This window comes from Paenibacillus sp. JT22N7 (assembly GCF_059383875.1).
Genome location: NZ_JBXENY010000001.1, coordinates 113,848 through 132,004 on the forward strand (window position 1 = coordinate 113,848; position 18,157 = coordinate 132,004).

Consider the following 18,157-nt stretch of genomic DNA (forward strand, 5'->3'; position numbering starts at 1 on the left):
GAGAACGAATGATCATTAATCCAATACTGAAGGGCTTTAATCCCGATCCGTCTATTATTAGGGTTGAGGATGATTATTATATCGCCACATCGACGTTTGAATGGTTTCCCGGGGTGCAAATTCATCATTCGAAGGATCTCATCAACTGGCGGTTGCTAACGCACCCTTTAACCCGAGTATCGCAGCTGGATCTAAGAGGCAAGCCAAGCTCAGGTGGCATATGGGCACCGAATTTAACCTATGATAACGGCACCTTTTATTTGCTTATTACCGATGTAGTTGCTCGCAAGGGGCCATTTAAGGATCTTCATAATTATTTAGTAACTGCCAGCGATATTTTAGGCCCATGGTCGGAGCCGATCTATTTGAACAGCAGCGGCTTTGATCCCGCTATGCTGCATGATGACGACGGCCGCAAATGGCTGTTTAATATGAAATGGGATTTCCGTCCAGGAAAAAGCCACTTCGCAGGAATCGTGATGCAGGAGTTTTCCCCTGAGCAGGGAAAGCTTGTTGGCGAAGTTCGCCATGTATTCAGCGGCACGGACATCGGCTTGACGGAAGGGCCTAACGTGTACAAGAAGGATGGTTATTATTATATGCTTTGCGCCGAAGGCGGCACGGGTTATAACCATGCGGGAACGCTTGCCAGATCGCGAACAGTTGAAGGGCCGTATGAAGCCGACCCCCATTATCCCCTTCTGACAACCGTTAACGATCCTGAGCATCCGCTATTGAAGGCCGGACATGGCGCGCTTGTTGAGACGCAGCATGGCGACTGGTATATTGCTCATCTATGCGCGAGGCCATTGAAAGGGAGAATGCTCAGTCCACTTGGACGGGAAACCGCGCTGCAGAAGGTGGAATGGACCGATGAGGGCTGGCTGCGGCTTGCCGGCGGCGGACGATTGCCGCAGGTAGAGGTCAAGGCGGCTGGACTTAAGGAGCATCCTTTCGAGCCAGAAGCGGCTGTTGATCACTTCCATGCGCCGCAGCTGAATTTGCATTTCAGCACATTGAGGGTTCCGGCTGATGAGAGCTGGCTGAGCTTGAAGGAGCAGCCCGGATTTCTGCGGCTATACGGGCGGGAATCCCTTTATTCGCTGCATCAGCAAAGCTTGGTTGCCCGCAGGCTCCAGCATTATGACTGCGAGATCGAAACCTGCGTGCGGTTTGAGCCGGAACATTTTAACCAAATGGCTGGCTTGACGCTGTATTATGATGTGGACGATTATTTTTATTTGCGGATAAGCCGCGATGAGAAACTTGGCAAGCATATTGCGCTGGTGACTAGCAAGCAAGGGCATTATGAAGAGCCAGAGGGCGCAACCGTAGTGGCGGAAGGCTGGGAGAGCTGTTATTTGAAGGCGGTTATCCACGATGATGAGGTTCATTTCTATTGCTCGGAAGATGGTGAACAATGGATGGCCGTGGGTGAAAGGCTGGATTTAGGGCAGCTGTCGGATGAATATGAGGGCAAGCTTGGCTTTACGGGGACGCTGGCAGGGATGTGCGTGCAGGATTTAAACGGCACGAGGCTGCATGCAGACTTTGATTATTTCCGTTATGAGCCTTCATAAGACGATGAGAAAGAAGCCGACAGCTATTGGGCAGCTGTCGGCTTCTTCTTGTCGGCTAGGCGTTGGCCGCTACTTTCTGTACAGTTTTTAGTCCTAGCTTGCTCATGGCACGCTCCAGCAGCTCGAACATTTCGTCCGTTTCTGCTTCGGTTACCGTGAGTGCGGGGGTAATCCGTACCGTGGAAGCGTTAAGCGCATTAATAATCAATCCATCCTCCATGCAGCAAGCCGCAAGCTGTGGCGCTATGCCTTCCTGCACAGTGAAGGCGAGCAGCAAGCCTTTGCCGCGAATATCGGTGATCGCATACTCGCGGGACAACTCAACCAGCTTCTCTGTCATTAAATCACCCATCAGCTTCGCATTGGTGGCCAAATCCAGACGAATAATCTCCTCTACGACCGCCTGGCCTGCTGCCATCGCAAGCGGTCCACCCGTATATGTTCCACCTTGATCGCCAGGCTCAAAAAGATCGTGCTGCTTCATCGTTAGCGTTGCGGATAACGGAAAGCCGCCGCCAATTCCTTTCGCCAGCGTCATGACGTCTGGTTTAACGCCATAATGCTCATGGGCAAACATTTTTCCTGTCCGGCCAATACCGGTCTGAACCTCGTCGAAAATCAGCAAAATGCCATAAATATCGCATGCCTTGCGCAGCGCCTGCAGATAAGGCACATCCACCGAATGGACGCCGCCCTCCCCTTGAACGAGCTCCAGCATAATGGCACAGGTGCGGTCGTTAATCTCAGCGAAGCACGCGTCAAAATCATTAATAGGCACATGCTTGAAGCCTGGAACTTTAGGGGCATAAAGGCTTTCCCAATGCGCTTTGCCCGTTGCCGACATCATGGCGAGCGTTCTACCATGAAAGCTGTTCGTCAAAGTAATAATTTCATAAGCGCCGTTTAAATTTAGGGCGCCATGCTTGCGGGCGAGTTTAATCGCGGTTTCGTTCGCTTCGGCGCCGCTGCTGGTGAAATAGGCTTTATCAAAGCCGGACACGCTTGTCAGCAGCTCCGCGAACTCAACCATTGGTTTGTTATAGAATGCGGGGCTTGCATGCACGAGCTGTCCTGCTTGCTTGGCAATGGCCTCCTGCAAAGCTTTAGGCGAATGTCCCAAGCTGGTGACCGCCCAGCCACTGCTGAAATCGAGGTATTTTTTACCTTCCGTATCCCATAAGTACATGCCTTCCCCGCGCTCCATCACGACCTCGGGTCTGCTTGCTGTGAACAGCACTGATTTTTTGGCCGCTGCCAGCAAGGCAGCTGTATCGTTGTTTTTCAAATTAGGCATCGTCTAACCTCCGTATAAGTCTTGTTATGTATAAATATACACTTAAGTAAATAAAAACACAATACGCAGCTGCATATTTGCTGAGCGGTCCGTCACAAGACGGATATCGTGGGGTTGTTCTTCAAATAGTAACCAAATCATTAATATTTATAGTAGCGCAGACACAAGGAATACTCGTCTGAAGGTATTCGCTCCGGCGACTTCATGGTATTATCAGAAAACAGCAAAATATAAACAGAGCGTCAGCAGATTATACAAACGTGGGGGAGTTCAGGCAATGAACAATGTAAAGAGCTTTATCATGAAGCGGAAGCTGCTGCTGAAAATGATCTTTTCGTATGTAGCTGTCGGATTTATTCTCATTGGGGTATTTGCTTATGTCATTATCGATAAGGTTTCGGATAATTTGACGGAGGACGTCAACCAGTCGGTCATTCGGATGACCGAGCAGTCTTATAATACGGCTGATATTTTGCTTACCTCGACCTATAACTATTTTGCCAAAAACTATGACAACCAGGTCGTTTATAACGCGATGTATGGCGGTTCCTTCACTTATATAGAGATGAAGCAAATTAATACGCTGCTGTCCGAGATGAAGGAAGCGAACCCATTAATCGATTCGATTTATATTTACAACCTGAATAATGATAGCGTTTTCTCGTCGGAGAAGCCGATTACGCCAATTGCAGATTTTTATGATAAAAGGTTGACGGCGATGCTGAAGGAGAAGGATTTTTATAAAAAAGGCGTATTTATTCCGCGGAATGAAAAGTATACCGAGTTAGCAAAGTCTTATGAGAAGAACTGGATTACGATTGTTTATTCCCAATTCGCCCGCAATTCGATTATTGATGGCGCGCTTGTCGTAAATTTGGATCAACAGATGCTGCAGCAGCTGGCAACGAAGGGAAGCGGCAGCGGCAGCTCGATTCAGTCGGTCATTATTAATGATAAGGGAACGGTCATTTCCCACAGCAATCCAAGCATGGTGAATAAAAATTTAAATGAGGAGCCTTATATTCGTACCATATTGGATTCTACAGCGGAAAGCGGCCAACTGAGCGATACGATTAATAATCAAAGCGTCTTCGTTTCTTATTTTAAGTCGGATCGTCTAGGCTGGAGCTTTATTGGCATTGCGGAAAATGAAAGCCTGCTGCTGAAGGTCAATCACTTAAAGCAGTTTATCGTCTGGATGACCGCTATTTTTGTCCTAATCGCCGCGGCCACGGCACTTTTTTCCATTCGCATGATTTATATGCCGCTCAATACGATTATGAAGCGGGTAGGCTCATCGCTGCAGGTTGGACTTAAAGATGGCTCCCAGCTTAATGAGTATGAGCTGCTGACGAAATCCTTTTCCTATTTGGAGGGGAAGGTAACGGATCTGCAGCTTGACGTATCGGGCTATTTGCCCGCCAAACGCAAGGAGGTGCTGCGCTCCGTTATTCAAGGAGGCTACACGGGCCTGGCAGGCGATAAAAAACTGACCGAGCTTGGGCTGCATTTGCATGCTGCGGTTTGCTTCCAAATATGCGTCATTCGCCTTGATGAATACGACAAGCGGCTGCAGCAATTTGATTTGGCGGATATTTCCTTATTCAAATACGCGATCTCCAATATAGCGGAGGAAATTATAACGTCGCCGATGCAGCGCGAGGCTATGGACGATAATGACGATACGATCGTGCTGCTTCTGAGCTGGAAGGATGGCGAGCTAGGCGGTACTGCCGAGGTTGAGCAGCGGATGGCAGATATTCAGTCCAAGGTTGCGCAGTATTTGAAGCTGTCGGTTACGATTGCGATTGGGCCAGTTGTGCAAACGCTTAAGGCGATTCCGCTTTCTTGGAATCAGGCCTACCATTCGTCGCGCTATCGTCTGATTTGCGGCTATGGCACTATTATTGCCGAGCAAGGAGAGGCCGCTATCCATGCCGCTGCGGAGCATGATTATCCTTTAGCGCTGGAGAAGCATATTACCGATCAGATGAAGCTGGGGGATAAGGCGAAATTCCAGCAGGCGGTTGAGCAGTTTTTTGCGGAAATCCGCACCTATCAATATGATGAAATTATGCTGTATGTGTATCAATTGACGGTTATGGCGGTGCGGACCAGCAGAGGGATGGTCAGCGAAGCCGAGCTGCTGCAGAGCGGGATGCTGTCGCTTCCGGAAACGATTCAGAAGCAGGAGACGCTGGAGCATATGATAACGGAGTTTGCAGCGGCATGCAGGCGAGTGATGAGCCAGCGCGACCACAGCTCGTCGCAGACGAATGTGAAGGCGGTATCGCTTATTGAGGAGCAGGTGCGCTCAGGCTATGCCGATCCGAATTTGTCGGTAGAGGGCTTGGCGGAAGCCGTGGGATTATCGACAAACTATGCGAGAAAAGTGTTTAAAGATTTTACAGGCAAAACAATTTCGCAGTATATTGCCGATTTCCGCTTCGACAAGGCGAAGGAGCTGCTGCTGTCTACCGATTTATCTGCCGGAAAGGTCGGAGAGCTGGTCGGGATGACGAATACGAATTATTTTTATGCCTCATTCAAGAAGCATACGGGCAAATCGCCCGTTCATTATCGCAAGGCGTACATGCTGGACACGATGCTGAAGGATGTTAAGGAAGATGAAACAACACTGTGAAAGGTTCTATCATGCTGAGAAAAACGGCCGCTCCGCTGTAAGGGGCGGTTTTTTTTAATTCTAAGAAATTATAAGTTTCATCCTTATATCCGCTTAAAATTCTAAGGCAAAGCTCTTCACACGTCCCAGAAGGACGACAAAGTCGTTTTTGCTTGTGCGAAAAAAGCAGCTTTTCAGTGAAAAAGTAACATTTTATAGCGTGTGCGAGCGATGAAATTGCGGATATCGGAACATCTTATTCTAGCTGGGCGCCTGCTGTTTCTGCCATGATGAGGGCACAAGAAAACGCAAGCAGCGTTAAGGAGGTCTACATGTGAGAGAAGCAGCATTACAAAAAACGGGCAGCAAAGCAGCCGGGCAGCAAAAGAAGGACTCCTTTTTTAGTGAACTTCATAAAAACGGCCTGCTTTACTTGCTTACATTGCCGGGACTGCTAGTCGTATTTATCTTCTCGTATTTGCCCATAGGCGGAATCGTCATTGCCTTCCAGGATTTTAATCCAAGGCTGGGACTATTCAAAAGCGAATTTGTCGGCTTGAAAAATTTCAGCTTCTTCTTTGAATCCAGCGACACGATTAAGGTGATGGTGAACACGCTGTTTCTGAACACGCTGTTTATCGGAATTGGCACGCTCGCTTCCGTCGCTATCGCCATTATGCTCTCCGAGCTAGGCGGAAAATGGTTCAAGCGCATTACGCAAACGATTGTAACGCTGCCTTATTTTTTATCCTGGACCGTGATTTCGATGTTTATCGTGGCGCTGCTATCCAGTGAAAATGGCTTCATCAATAAAATATTAGGCGCATTCGGCATCGCAGAAATTTCCTTCTTTAACGAAGCCGCCTATTGGCCAGCTATTCTTGTGCTGATCAAGCTTTGGCAGGGTGCAGGCTTTGGCTCAATTGTCTATATGGCGACGATATCTGGCATTAATCCGGATATTTATGAATCCGCTTCAATTGACGGAGCAGGCCGGTGGAAAAAAATAAGATTTATTACGCTCCCCCTGCTCAAGCCAACGATTATATTAATGCTGCTGCTTGCCATGGGCGGAATTTTCTACGGCGACTTCGGCATGATCTTCGCGATTGTCGGACGAAATCCGATTCTTTACCCGACAACAGACGTCATTGATACGTACGTATACCGGGCGCTTATGGATCTGGGAGATATGAGCATGGCGGCTTCCGTAGGCGTTTTCCAATCGATGGTTGGTTTTATTCTTGTGCTGACCGCGAATCAAATCGCCAGAAAGTTCAGCCCGGATTCCGCTTTATTTTAAAAATACACGTTGCCGCACAGGAGGTGCCTCACATGATCAAAGAAAGCGCAGCGGACCGCATAGTGAAGCTGTCCATTTATGTACTCATATCCCTATTCGCCCTCTATTGCATCGTGCCGTTTCTCATGGTCATCAGCAGCTCGATGACGACGGAGACGTCCTTGCTCCGCGATGGCTACGGCCTGTGGCCGAAGGAATTTTCGCTTAAGGCGTATGAGCTGATTTTTAAAGATGCAACGATTTATAAAGCGTATGGGGTCACGCTGTTTGTAACGATTGTCGGTACAGCGCTTGCGATGCTCGTTACGTGCGCCCTCGCTTATCCGCTGTCCATCAAGACGCTCAAATACCGCAATGGCATTAACTTCTACGTCTACTTTACGATGCTGTTCCATGGCGGGCTTGTCGCCAACTATTTGCTTATTACAAAATATTTAGGCATGGCAAACTCCATATGGGTGCTCATTATTCCAGCGCTCGTAAGTCCCTGGAATATGTTCCTTATGCGCAACTTCTTCAAATCGATAGACGAGTCGCTTGCTGAATCAGCCAAAATCGATGGCGCAAACGATCTTTATATTTTATTCCGTATCATTTTGCCGATCTCGCTGCCTGCGATTGCAACGGTTGGCCTGTTCTATGCGCTGGCGTTCTGGAACAAATGGTTTGAGGCGATGCTCTATATTTCCAAGGAGGACTTGTTCCCGCTGCAATATTTAATTATGCGGATTATGAGCAATGTGGAGTTTGCCAATGCCATATCTTCCAAGGTCAATATTCCCGGCTTTGCGACACCGACTTATACGACGCGGCTTGCGACGACGGTCGTCACGATTGGCCCGATTATTTTCCTCTATCCCTTCCTGCAAAAATATTTTGTCAAAGGCTTGATGGTAGGCGCCGTCAAAGGCTAGCTTGTGACTGGCTGAACTCGCTTTCAAAAGGCGATTTAGTATATACTTTACACACATAAAAGGGAGGAAAAAACATGAAACAGGTGTTTAAATCATTTTTCCTGATGCTGACCATCGTCGCTTTGGTTTCAGCTTGCTCGAACAACAGCGGTGGCACAAACACACCGGCCGCTTCCAGTGCAGCAGAGAGCGGAGGAGCTTCGACAAACACTGCTTTGAAACCGATTACTTTAAAGGTTATGCTGTTCGGCGACAAGCCGACGGATTTAGGCAGCGTGCTGACGGAGTTCGAGAACCGAACGAAGGATACGCTGAATACGAAGCTTGAGTTCGAATTTAACACAGGTGACGACCATAAACAGAAGATGAAGCTGAAAATGTCTACTGGCGAGCAGGTCGATTTGGCCTTCGACGCGCCATGGCAGAACCTGAGCCAGCATGTCAGCCAAGGGCTGTATACGGAGCTGGATAAATATTTTAACAATGACGATTACCCTGGCCTGAAAGCTGCATTCTCGGAGGAGTTTCTCGCCAGCAATAAAATAGATGGCCATATTTATGCCATTCCGCTTACGCAATATTACACCGATATTGAAGCTGTTATGGTTCGTAAAGACTTGCGTGAAAAATATGGCATGGACCCGATTGCAAGCTACGACGATTACAAGGTTTATTTGGACAATGTCAGAAAAAATGAAGGCAGCATGATCCCTCTGGCGCTTAAAGGAGCGCGCGGCTTCTTCAAAATGTTCGAGGTCGAAACGAATTCACAGACGTTCCGCGGAGCCAACTGGGCGGTCAACGGACTCGGCATTACGGGAACAGGCGCCGACTTCAACGTCGCGTTGTCCGAGGATGGCAAAACTGTCGTTGGCGTTACGACAATCGGCGATCCTGCGTCTGAATATGCGAGCTTCCCGGAGCCATTCAACAATCCAGACAATATCTATCAGGCTTATGACAAGTACGTTGCATTCAATCCCTATGTCCAGAAGGATTCACTTAGCGAGAAGGATGCCATCGCGCTGTTCAAGGCGGGAAAAGCCGCTTCGTTTGAAGGCACGATTAACGATATTCCAAGTGTTAGACAAGAGCTGCAGAAAGCGGTTCCTGGCGCAGACGTCGAGCCGTTCGTCTACTTGTCCTGCGCAGCAGACAAAAAAGCAGGCTGTATTCCTACCGATTACAAAGCATGGAACGATCTGGTCATTCCCATTACGGCACAGGACCCAGACCGCACGATGAAATTTATCGACTGGATTTTTTCCAGCCAGGAAAATCATGACCTGTTCGAGCTTGGCATCGAGGGAACACACTGGAAAGCGGAAGGCGAGAAGCAATACAGCCTGACAGAAGGCTCAACGAATTACATTTTCCCTAAATATGAATTGACATGGAATCCGATCCTGTCCCGCGTAGGCTCAGATAATGACGCGCTTACGCTCGACTACTTGAACTATCAAGGCAGCAATGACAGCTATTTCCGTATCCCGCTGTCGGGTTTTACCTTCAATTCCGATTCGGTCAAAACAGAAATTGCCAAAGTGCAGCCGAAGTTCGACCAAGCGGTGCAAATTTTCAGGCACGGGCTTGATCCGAACTGGAAGCAATCCGCCGAGAAATTGAACAAGGAGCTTCGCGCACTCGGACTGGATACCATCCGTGAAGAGCTCAAGAAGCAAATGCAGGCTTATCTCGACAATGGCGGTATCTAATAGAAAGCAGAGCCTGCAGCCGTTGGCTGTATCACCAAGGCTAGCATAACCGTCTATTCATAAATGAAAGAGTCCCCCTCGTGATCGGCTGGTCACGAAGGGGACTTCTTCTTGTTATTAGATGGAGAGCTTCAGCAGAAGGGAGGCATGGGGAGCAAGCTGATAGGAAAGCGAATCCGCGCAGCTTCCTAGATCCTGCTGTTGCCATACATCCCGTACGCTGCGCGTACCGTTAAGCCCAAGCTGGTTTAGCGATACCGATACGACAGCCGCTTCATCGCCTGCATTGAACAGAGCAACAAAGGTGTGGCCGTCGCCTTCAGCGGAGCCTGCGGTCCATACGATGCGGTCTGCGCTATCGCGGTAAACTTGGCGGGCATCGCGGCTGTTTTGGTGCAGCGCGAGCACTTCCTTGTTCGTGAGCAGCGACAGCGTCCATTCGTCATTATCGTTCATTTCCCCGCCGAACATGAGCGGTGAGCGGAAAATAGACCATAGCGACATCATCGTTACCTGCTCGTCGCGGGTAAAGCGCGTCCAGCGGTCAGCGCCGCCGCCGTCAACGGAGCGAATACCAAGATGGCCGAGCGGCAGCATATCGCAATCCGGCCAGTGGCCAGGGCCGACATGGGGAGCCCATTTTTCACAACGCTCGAACATTTCGTACAGCAGATGCCATAAATCCCAATAGTCGTCCGTAATCCGCCACATATTGGCGCCAGCTGTCAGCTCCTCAGCGTGCTCGACTGGAGCCGGGCCAGGGGAGAGACTGAGCACCATCGGACGTCCGCAACCATCAATCGCCTGGCGAATCATGCTGATTTCATCAGCCCGGATGCCATACAGCCTCGAAGCAGCGATATCATCGACTTTTACAAAATCTACGCCCCATGAAGCATACAGCTCAAACAGCGAGTTGTAATACTGCTGGGCGCCATCCTTGTTCGTATTGACGCCATACATGTCGGTATTCCACGGACAAATGCTGCCGTCACCGGCTTGTGAAATCGAGCGGGCAGTTGCGTCGGTGCCGAGAATTTTCGTGTCGGCATGGGCGGCTTGGCGCGGAATGCCCCGCATAATATGAATGCCGAATTTCAGTCCAAGACTGTGTACATATTCGGCAAGCGGTTTAAAGCCTTGTCCCTCCGCAGCGGATGGGAACCGGTTAACGGCGGGCAGCAAGCGGGAATATTCGTCCATTTCCAGCGGCACGAAAGGGCGGTACGAGGAGGAATAGGCTCCGGGCTCATACCACTGAATATCCACCACGACATATTCCCAGCCAAAAGGCTTCAAATGCTCCGCCATATAACGAGCATTGGCCCGTACTTCCTCTTCCTTCACACTTGCGCCATAACAATCCCAGCTATTCCAGCCCATCGGCGGCGTAACAGCCAGTTCGTGATGCTTCAACATCGATATCGTCCCCTTCGTCGCTTATATTGCGGTTCTATTCTTCCATGGTAAGCGAGAGAACGATAGGTTTCCAGCATAAAGTATTGCGTATCCATGTAAAATATTGCGGTTTCAGTCGAACATAAACCGCCACGTGGCCGGCAGCTCCTGCGCTTCGCGAAACTCGCTGGGCGGGAAGCCCGTCCAGCTGCGGAACACCTTGCTGAAATAGCTGCCGCTCGTGTAGCCGACCGCAAGCGCAACCTCATGAACAGACAGGGGCGATTGCCGAAGCAGCTGGGTAGCCTTCTCCATGCGCAGCCGCGTCATATAGGCGAGCAGCGTCATGCCGGTCGCTTCGGCAAAGGTGCGTGTCAGATGGTATTTCGACGATCCGGCGGCAGCCGCAATTTCATCGAGGCTTTCCGGCCTAGTATAATGCTGCTCCATATATGCAGCCGCCCGCTGCACCTTATCGGGCCAGCTGCTGCGCTGCCTGCGCTCGGCAGAACGGCTGCGGCTCAGCTCCATCATAAACTGATACACAAGCGAGGAAGCCTGATGAACATCTTCAATCCGGCCATGCTTGGCCTCGGCATAAATGAGCTGGAGCATGCGAATAACCGGAGAATCCAGCGGAAAAGTCGGGAGCGGGCCAAGCGAATCTAACATAGCTGACCATAGCTCGCCAAGATGCTGCTGCCGGAACAGCACAAAATAAAACTCCCATGGGGTGCCGTTCTCGTCGTCATTTCCGCCGTCACCAATGCTGCCATTTCCATTATCCCGTGCAAAATAGCGATGCTTACCCGGTATTTCCACCATAAAGGCCGTTCCTGCCGGGACGGAGAATCGCTGTTCATCCAGCTCCAGCTGGCCGCAGCCTGAAACGGTATATTGAAATAAATAAAGCGGCCCGTCCGTTCGCTTCATGCCGTCCCATTCATACAGAAGGCTGTCCATTTTCTCATAGCCAGTCGCATAGAGCTGGTAGATAGGCTGTACGGCGGGCTCCTGAAAGCGGTAGCCGAATACGCCATATTTTTCACTGGAGCTTATAATTGCGCACCTTCTTTTTTTAGTTCCATTATAAAGAAAGCAGCCAGAGGATGACAGTCCCGCATTAAAAAATGAAATGGGCTGCATCGTTGCGCCTATGCGCAGATGCAGCCCATTTCATAAATTTGCTATAATAGCAAGCGTAAACGGCTCAAGCCGTCCACTGGCGGCAAAGCTTTCGTTTCGAGGGCGAAATATAAGCCCATTATAAGTGTGAAGCTTATAAATGCTTATATTTGCCCTAATACGTAGTAGAGAGGATAGTGGAAGGATGAATAAGCAGCAAGCAGGAGAAGCCGGAAACAACAAAGAAACAGCGAAGCGTCCGCTTATTATTGGGCATCGGGGAGCAGCGGGCGAAGCCCCGGAAAATACGCTCGCATCCTTTCAATTAGCTGCCGATCAAGGCTGTGATATGGTCGAGCTGGACATTCATCTTTCAGCTGATAATAAGCTGGTCGTCTGCCATGATGCGACGCTGGATCGGACGACGACGCAGACTGGCCTGATCCGCAGCATGAATTATGAGGCGATCAGCAAGGCGGATGCGGGCAGCAAATTTGCCGCAGCGTTTAGCGGGCAAAGGGCACCGCTGCTGGAGGAGGTTTATGCGCTGCTTCCGAAGCCTATTGAAATTAATGTAGAAGCGAAGGACTCCTATAACGGCGCGCTGGATGAAGCGCTGGACGCTTTTTTGCAGGAGCCTGGACGCATGGAGCGCACGATTGTTTCCTCCTTCGATCATAAACTGCTGGCACGGCTGAAAGCGCGGATGCCGGAGCTGCGGATCGGTCTGCTTTATGGGGCGGCATTAATTGCGCCAGCAGCTTATGCCGGGCTGATGGGCTGCGAAGTATTTTCGCTGCATCCGCATTACAGCAGCATTGACGCCGAGGATACGGCGGAAGCCGCAAAGGCCAATATCGCTGTCTATCCTTATACCGTGAATGAAGAGCAAGATTTTCTAGCCTTGCTAGACAAGCAGGTGGACGGCATTATTACGGATTTTCCCGGCCGCTTAAAGCAGCTGCTGGATAGGAGCTAGGGAAGATGGCGATTCCTTTTGTGGTAGAATAAGGATATCTACTAGGAGGAAGAGGTGGCGCATGATGGAGGAGAATAAGGAAAGAGAGCTGGATGAAATTAAGCTGCGGCTGGAGAAGTTAGAGCAGGAGCACGGAAAACGGCAAAGCTTGCCTGGCGGACTGAAGTTCGCTATAGGTTTTGTTGTTGTTATGTTTTTGATGTTGATGTCTATTGGTGTCGTTCAATTTATTTCGGCAAAATAATAAAAGCAGGTTGAAAATGCAGCGGGAGGACCGTGCACTTATGATTTTGGAGGTTGCTATTTTACAGGTCAAGGCAGGGCTCGCAGATTCGTTCGAGGCCAGCTTCAAGGAAGCTTCGCAAATCATTTCCAGCATGAAAGGCTGCGTGCATCATGAGCTGCAGCGCTGCCTGGAGGAGCAAAATAAATACCTGCTGCTCGTGAAATGGGAGACGCTGGAGGATCATACAGAGGGCTTCCGCGGTTCCGCGGAATATCAGGAGTGGAAGCGGCTGCTGCATCATTATTATGAGCCGTTTCCGGTCGTGGAGCATTACACGAGCATCGAGCTGTAGGATGAGCAAGCTATTATTTATATGCAGCCGGAACAAATGGCGCAGCTTGACAGCTGAAACGGTGCTGAATGGTGTAGATGGACATGAGGTGCGTTCTGCCGGAACAGAGCCGCAGGCTAGAGTGCGAGTGACCGAAGGCCACCTCGGCTGGGCTGACGTTATTTTTGTCATGGAGAAAAAGCATTTGCGCCGTATGCAGGAGAAGTTTCCCCATGCGATAAGCGAGAAGCGGGTCATTTGCCTGCACATTCCCGATGAATACGAATATATGAATGCCGATCTTATACAACTGCTGCAAGCTGCCGTTATAGAATATATGCCTGATTAATAATGGCATAAAAGGAAAATTCATAAAAAATGAAAGGAGGAACTTCAGCATGCTGGTCAAAAGCTTGCGCGTGCTGCTCATGGTCGCGCTGCTTACTGCAATTGCTGTGCAGCCGCTTGCGGCAGCTGCGAAGACGGTGACGATTAAGGTCACCTTCGTTAGTGAGGATTTGGTGTCGAACGATTCTGTGGGGAATGAGTGGGAGACGCAGGTTTTGATCAATGGAAAGGCCGTAGCCGCTGGAGACAGCATCAAGCTTACACTAAAGCCAAGCGAGCTCGTGAAGCTGGAGGCAACGGCAATCGAGCAGGACAAAATTCCGGATGTCGGCACAGCCAATAAGTCTTTCAAGGCTTCAACGGTGACGTCGGGCAAGAAGCATACGCTTGATGTAAAGGTCGTGGAAAACAGAGGCCGATACTCCGGCAACGCTGCTAAATGGAAGTTTGTTTTTCAAGTGGAGAAGGCGTAAGCAAGGAAATGCAGAGGTAGAAGGCGGGGCTATGGGGCTCCGCCTTTTTTCTTGGCTGGATAGGTAACTAGAGTTGGCATGCTGCTCCTTGCGTAACTCTTATTCGAGGCAAGTCTCATCTTACCGTTTCGAGGGTGGGAACCGCAGCATGCGATTTTGGCTGAGAGCTCCGTGGCAGAGGTCATTGTTACTGAGGTCACTGTTCTGAGGTCACTGTTCTGAGGTCACTGTTCTGAGGTCACTGTTCTGAGGTCACTGTTCTGAGGTCACTGTTACTGATGGCGCGCAGCTCGAGAATGCTCACTGTTTTTTTGAGGACTGAGGTTCCGCTATTTTGGCTTTTTATTCGATTTCAGGCCGTAAGCGGACAGGAAATCCGTTATGGCCCTCCTTATCCCATCAAAATGGCTTTTGGCAGCACATTAGCTGCTCCTGAGTCCGCAGACAGTGCCTAAACCCGTGATTTTGTGGAAATAGCGGCTGCTGTGTCCACCAAGTCTATCTTTGTGTCTTTGTACTCGAAGCAAGCCCCTGAAACAGGGAGCACGACCCTGCCTTCCATTCACCTCTTATTTCGTAAGTGATTGCAAGCGGTGGCCCAATAATTTCTTGCGAATTTCGACATATTCGTTTAATATTTTCAACATACATAGTGCTTGAAGCATGTTAGATTTGGGTAGCGGACTAGTAAAAAAGGCTGGGTTTGATGCGGGAGGAAGAGGATCGGATGATCGGATTTTTCAGGAAACGTTTAGTGGCACGCATTGTTGCGGTAGTTACGCTAGTCATTGTTATTATCTCTGCCGGCAGCGTATTGCTGCAGCTGGCGAACATGAAGTCAGCTGCACAGGAGGCCATTTCCAGCTATAACATCCAGATTGCTCAGAGCTACGTCAACCAGCTGGATACAGCTGCTTATGCTGAGTTTGCCAAAGAACCGAAGGAAAATGATTTATTTTTGACCATACGTGATGAGCTTGATGATTTTCGCGTGCGCATCGGCGCCATGTATGTGTATTTCGTGAAAATCGATGACAAGGGCACGCCGCTTATTATGGTGGACGGCATGAAGGATGCGGATAAGGCATCGCCGATCAATGAAGTGACCGATATGCCGGGCGATGCGGTTCAGAAACTGCTGCAAGGAAGCACAGCAAGCTCGCCGATTATTGAAAATGAGGAGTACGGCAAATATATTTCCTCGTACGCTCCCTTATTGGACAGCAGCGGCGCATTGATTGGCGTCATTGGCATTGATACGGCTGTATCCGTTGTTAGCGATATTGAATCGGATATTATTAAGTCGAGCATTCCCTTTTATGTCCTGCTGCTGTTCATAACGGTTGCGGCCATTGCGATCGTATTGCGCTTTGTCGTAAAGGGGCTCAGACCGCTGAAAGTATTGAAGGCCAGTGTCGATAAAATGGCGCATGGCGAGCTGGCGCAGGCCAATCAGATTTTGACGGCGTACCATCTCAGAAGCGAGGACGAAATCGGCAGTACGTTTAAAGCGATGATTCACATGTCCGGCAACTTGAATAAAATCATTAGCGATATGGTTGCAGGTGTTGCGGCAACGACGAATATTTTAGTTGATTCGACAGAGCAATTCAGTCGCAATGCGGAGGAGATGCTGGTCATGAGCAAGACGGTTGACCATTCCGTCCAGCATATCCGGCAGGGCGCACATACGCAGAAGCAAGGCGCAAGCGACAGCGCGAATGCGATGGAGGAAATCGCTAAAGGAATCACTAGCGTATCTGAGTCCTCGACCGCCGTTTCGGATGCGGCGACAAGCGCGCTGGCCACAGCGCAATCTGGCAAAGAAAGCATGACCCAGATGAAAAATCAGATGGAGAACATTTCCGCGGTAGCCGGAGATGTCGCTGCAATGGTCGATGTGCTTAGCGGCTACTCGCAGGAAATAGGCGGGGCGCTGCAAGCGGTACGGGATTTTGCTACCCAGACGAAGCTGCTGGCGCTGAATGCTTCGATTGAAGCAGCCCATGCAGGCGAGCATGGCAAAGGCTTCGCTGTTGTAGCCGATGAAGTGCGGAAGCTGGCGGAGGCTTCAAGCTTATCGGTGCAGATGATATCGGATTTGCTGCTTGGCATTCAGCAGGAATCCCAGCACATCGGCACGAAGATGGGCGTTACCGCCAAAGAGATTGGCCAAGGCGTAGCGATTACGGCGGAAGCGGAGCAAGCTTTTACCCATGTGGTGGACGCCTTCCGCACCGTGACGCAGCGCATTCAAGAGGTATCCGCATCGGCGGAGGAGATGACAGCAGGGTCTGAGGAGGCTGCGGCGTCCGTCCATGCGATTGCGCATATTGCATCGGGCGTTTCGGAACGCTCTGATGAGATTTACCGCTTGACCAGCGAGCAGTCGGTCATGTTCCAGAAGGTGGCGCAAACGTCGAGTCTGCTTCGGCAGCAGACGCATGAGATGAGCGAAGCCGTGAAAAAGGTTAACGTATAAGGCAATCGAATAAGAGCGGGGCGCATGCGGCGTCCCGCTTATTTTTTAATATAAGCATTTATAAGTTTCATCCTTATAATGGGCTTATATTTCTCGGACTAAAACGCGCCGCGCCGCAAAAAGGAGGGCGACAGCCGTTTAACCTTGGTTCAGCAATAGAAACAGGTATAATAGACAGGAGGAAAGAGCAGGAAATCATAGAGGAACATAAAAAGAAGAGGAGGAGCTTATGCGCAAGTTGCTCAAAAGAGTAGGGGTATTCATAGCCGCTGTAGCTGCTATCATCGTTTTTCTTTATTTTCAAAATAATGCTTTGACGGTGTCGTCATTTCAGCTTTCGTCAGCGAAGCTGCCGCAGGGGCTGAAGGACTTTACCATTGTGCAGTTATCCGATGTGCATGGCAAAAGATTTGGTGATAAGCAGCAGCGGCTCGTTCGCAAGGTGGAAAATCAGCAGCCGAACATCATCGTCGTTACAGGCGATTTAATTGATAGCAGGCGTGGAGGCGAGGCGGAAAGCCTTGAGCTAATGGCAGAAATCGTGAAGCTGGCCCCTGTGTATTATGTGACGGGCAATCATGAATATGCTTACGCACGTTATCCGGTACTGGAGAAAAAGCTGCTGGAGCTTGGCGTTCATGTCCTGCGGAATGAGGCGGAAAGCATCCCTGTTGGAAGTAGTAATTTAACTGGAAGTGGAGCAGGGAGCGGGGCTGAGACTGGGGCTGTGACCGGAGCTGGAGAAATCCGATTGCTAGGCATCGATGATCCGAAATTTTCATCGTTTGCTGGACATGATGCAGAGGCGGCGGAGCAAAATATTCAAACAGCTATTGAAGACTTTGCCAACATAGCCGGGAAAGAGAGTGCGGGTGCCGCAACGAAAGCGGAGGCGGGAAAGCAAGCAGAAGAAGGGCTTTACACGATACTGCTGTCCCATCGTCCTGAACTGTTTGACGTCTATGTTCGTGAAGGTATCGATCTGACCTTCTCGGGCCATGCCCATGGCGGGCAAGTCAGGCTGCCGTTTATTGGCGGACTTGTCGCTCCGGGGCAGGGTTTACTGCCCGTGTACGATGCGGGCCAATATGTAAACGGCCATACGAATATGCTGGTCAGCAGAGGGCTTGGCAACAGCGTCGTTCCCCAGCGCTTGTTCAATCGCCCGGATATTGTCGTCGTTAAGCTGTCAGCTGCAAGCTAGCGCCCGTCGATGGGGGTTATAGCTCTTCTACTACATGTAATTGAGAAATCCCGCCAATGATTAATGGAACGATTTTGCGGGCTAAGGCGGATGGGGCTTCCTGTCTGCCTTCCTGGCTCCATTAAATGGGCATAAAACGTCGCCCGATTAATCGTCGCTTTT

Annotated in this window: 15 protein-coding genes; 12 read left to right on the forward strand and 3 right to left on the reverse strand. The window is 50.0% G+C overall.

The window, feature by feature from the left end; all coding sequences use genetic code 11:
* The first annotated feature begins 8 nt into the window (after positions 1-8).
* Positions 9-1,580: a glycoside hydrolase family 43 protein gene (locus AC50Y5_RS00510; protein WP_494857734.1), complete on the forward strand. Its 1,572-nt coding sequence runs from the start codon at positions 9-11 to the stop codon at positions 1,578-1,580.
* A 55-nt stretch (positions 1,581-1,635) separates the two neighbouring features.
* Here AC50Y5_RS00510 and AC50Y5_RS00515 read toward each other — a convergent pair whose 3' ends face one another.
* Positions 1,636-2,874 carry an aspartate aminotransferase family protein gene (locus tag AC50Y5_RS00515; RefSeq protein ID WP_494857736.1) on the reverse strand — a complete coding sequence of 413 codons (1,239 nt, stop codon included), beginning with the start codon at positions 2,872-2,874 and terminating at the stop codon, positions 1,636-1,638.
* Positions 2,875-3,151: 277 nt separating this feature from the next.
* Between AC50Y5_RS00515 and AC50Y5_RS00520 the strand changes: the two genes are divergently transcribed.
* From AC50Y5_RS00520 to AC50Y5_RS00535, 4 genes are all read left to right on the forward strand, one after another.
* The gene (locus tag AC50Y5_RS00520; protein ID WP_494857738.1) at positions 3,152-5,518 is read left to right on the forward strand and encodes a helix-turn-helix domain-containing protein; all 2,367 of its coding nucleotides are present in this window, start codon (positions 3,152-3,154) and stop codon (positions 5,516-5,518) included.
* A 313-nt stretch (positions 5,519-5,831) separates the two neighbouring features.
* Entirely contained in the window at positions 5,832-6,800 is a 969-nt protein-coding gene (locus AC50Y5_RS00525; RefSeq protein WP_056043308.1) for an ABC transporter permease, read from the forward strand.
* A gap of 32 nt (positions 6,801-6,832) precedes the next feature.
* On the forward strand, positions 6,833-7,714 hold the full coding sequence (locus AC50Y5_RS00530; protein ID WP_494857741.1) for a carbohydrate ABC transporter permease: 882 nt from the start codon (positions 6,833-6,835) through the stop codon (positions 7,712-7,714).
* Positions 7,715-7,788: 74 nt separating this feature from the next.
* Positions 7,789-9,429, forward strand: a complete 1,641-nt coding sequence (locus AC50Y5_RS00535) for an ABC transporter substrate-binding protein (RefSeq protein ID WP_494857743.1) — start codon at positions 7,789-7,791, stop codon at positions 9,427-9,429.
* Positions 9,430-9,546: 117 nt separating this feature from the next.
* Here the strand turns inward: AC50Y5_RS00535 and AC50Y5_RS00540 are convergent, their stop codons facing one another.
* Positions 9,547-10,845, reverse strand: a complete 1,299-nt coding sequence (locus AC50Y5_RS00540; protein ID WP_056044025.1) for a glycoside hydrolase family 27 protein — start codon at positions 10,843-10,845, stop codon at positions 9,547-9,549.
* 114 nt (positions 10,846-10,959) lie between these two features.
* Positions 10,960-11,973, reverse strand: coding sequence for a helix-turn-helix domain-containing protein (locus AC50Y5_RS00545; protein WP_056043317.1), 1,014 nt, complete (start codon positions 11,971-11,973; stop codon positions 10,960-10,962).
* A 184-nt stretch (positions 11,974-12,157) separates the two neighbouring features.
* On the opposite strand from AC50Y5_RS00545, the gene AC50Y5_RS00550 reads away from it, so the two are divergent.
* The 7 genes from AC50Y5_RS00550 (at position 12,158) to AC50Y5_RS00580 (ending at position 17,995) form a co-directional block, all read left to right on the forward strand.
* Positions 12,158-12,931, forward strand: a complete 774-nt coding sequence (locus AC50Y5_RS00550; protein WP_494857745.1) for a glycerophosphodiester phosphodiesterase — start codon at positions 12,158-12,160, stop codon at positions 12,929-12,931.
* Positions 12,932-12,992: 61 nt separating this feature from the next.
* On the forward strand, positions 12,993-13,175 hold the full coding sequence (locus tag AC50Y5_RS00555; RefSeq protein WP_056043325.1) for a hypothetical protein: 183 nt from the start codon (positions 12,993-12,995) through the stop codon (positions 13,173-13,175).
* Positions 13,176-13,215: 40 nt separating this feature from the next.
* Positions 13,216-13,509, forward strand: coding sequence for an antibiotic biosynthesis monooxygenase family protein (locus AC50Y5_RS00560; RefSeq protein ID WP_494857747.1), 294 nt, complete (start codon positions 13,216-13,218; stop codon positions 13,507-13,509).
* A 1-nt stretch (position 13,510) separates the two neighbouring features.
* A complete protein-coding gene (locus AC50Y5_RS00565; RefSeq protein ID WP_155973638.1) occupies positions 13,511-13,837 on the forward strand; it encodes a low molecular weight protein tyrosine phosphatase family protein in 327 nt (108 codons plus the stop codon).
* A 49-nt stretch (positions 13,838-13,886) separates the two neighbouring features.
* On the forward strand, positions 13,887-14,309 hold the full coding sequence (locus AC50Y5_RS00570; RefSeq protein WP_056043334.1) for a hypothetical protein: 423 nt from the start codon (positions 13,887-13,889) through the stop codon (positions 14,307-14,309).
* A gap of 727 nt (positions 14,310-15,036) precedes the next feature.
* On the forward strand, positions 15,037-16,791 hold the full coding sequence (locus AC50Y5_RS00575) for a methyl-accepting chemotaxis protein (RefSeq protein ID WP_494857757.1): 1,755 nt from the start codon (positions 15,037-15,039) through the stop codon (positions 16,789-16,791).
* Between the two features lie 229 nt (positions 16,792-17,020).
* On the forward strand, positions 17,021-17,995 hold the full coding sequence (locus tag AC50Y5_RS00580; RefSeq protein WP_494857759.1) for a metallophosphoesterase: 975 nt from the start codon (positions 17,021-17,023) through the stop codon (positions 17,993-17,995).
* Positions 17,996-18,157 lie beyond the last annotated feature (162 nt).

Bases quoted from the DNA above. Each gene is read 5' to 3' on its own strand.
- AC50Y5_RS00510 (WP_494857734.1), top strand. From the start codon at position 9: ATGATCATTAATCCAATACTGAAGGGCTTTAATCCCGATCCGTCTATT.
- AC50Y5_RS00515 (WP_494857736.1), bottom strand. From the start codon at position 2,874: ATGCCTAATTTGAAAAACAACGATACAGCTGCCTTGCTGGCAGCGGCC.
- AC50Y5_RS00520 (WP_494857738.1), top strand. From the start codon at position 3,152: ATGAACAATGTAAAGAGCTTTATCATGAAGCGGAAGCTGCTGCTGAAA.
- AC50Y5_RS00530 (WP_494857741.1), top strand. From the start codon at position 6,833: ATGATCAAAGAAAGCGCAGCGGACCGCATAGTGAAGCTGTCCATTTAT.
- AC50Y5_RS00535 (WP_494857743.1), top strand. From the start codon at position 7,789: ATGAAACAGGTGTTTAAATCATTTTTCCTGATGCTGACCATCGTCGCT.
- AC50Y5_RS00545 (WP_056043317.1), bottom strand. From the start codon at position 11,973: ATGCAGCCCATTTCATTTTTTAATGCGGGACTGTCATCCTCTGGCTGC.
- AC50Y5_RS00550 (WP_494857745.1), top strand. From the start codon at position 12,158: ATGAATAAGCAGCAAGCAGGAGAAGCCGGAAACAACAAAGAAACAGCG.
- AC50Y5_RS00555 (WP_056043325.1), top strand. From the start codon at position 12,993: ATGATGGAGGAGAATAAGGAAAGAGAGCTGGATGAAATTAAGCTGCGG.
- AC50Y5_RS00560 (WP_494857747.1), top strand. From the start codon at position 13,216: ATGATTTTGGAGGTTGCTATTTTACAGGTCAAGGCAGGGCTCGCAGAT.
- AC50Y5_RS00565 (WP_155973638.1), top strand. From the start codon at position 13,511: ATGAGCAAGCTATTATTTATATGCAGCCGGAACAAATGGCGCAGCTTG.
- AC50Y5_RS00570 (WP_056043334.1), top strand. From the start codon at position 13,887: ATGCTGGTCAAAAGCTTGCGCGTGCTGCTCATGGTCGCGCTGCTTACT.
- AC50Y5_RS00575 (WP_494857757.1), top strand. From the start codon at position 15,037: ATGATCGGATTTTTCAGGAAACGTTTAGTGGCACGCATTGTTGCGGTA.
- AC50Y5_RS00580 (WP_494857759.1), top strand. From the start codon at position 17,021: ATGCGCAAGTTGCTCAAAAGAGTAGGGGTATTCATAGCCGCTGTAGCT.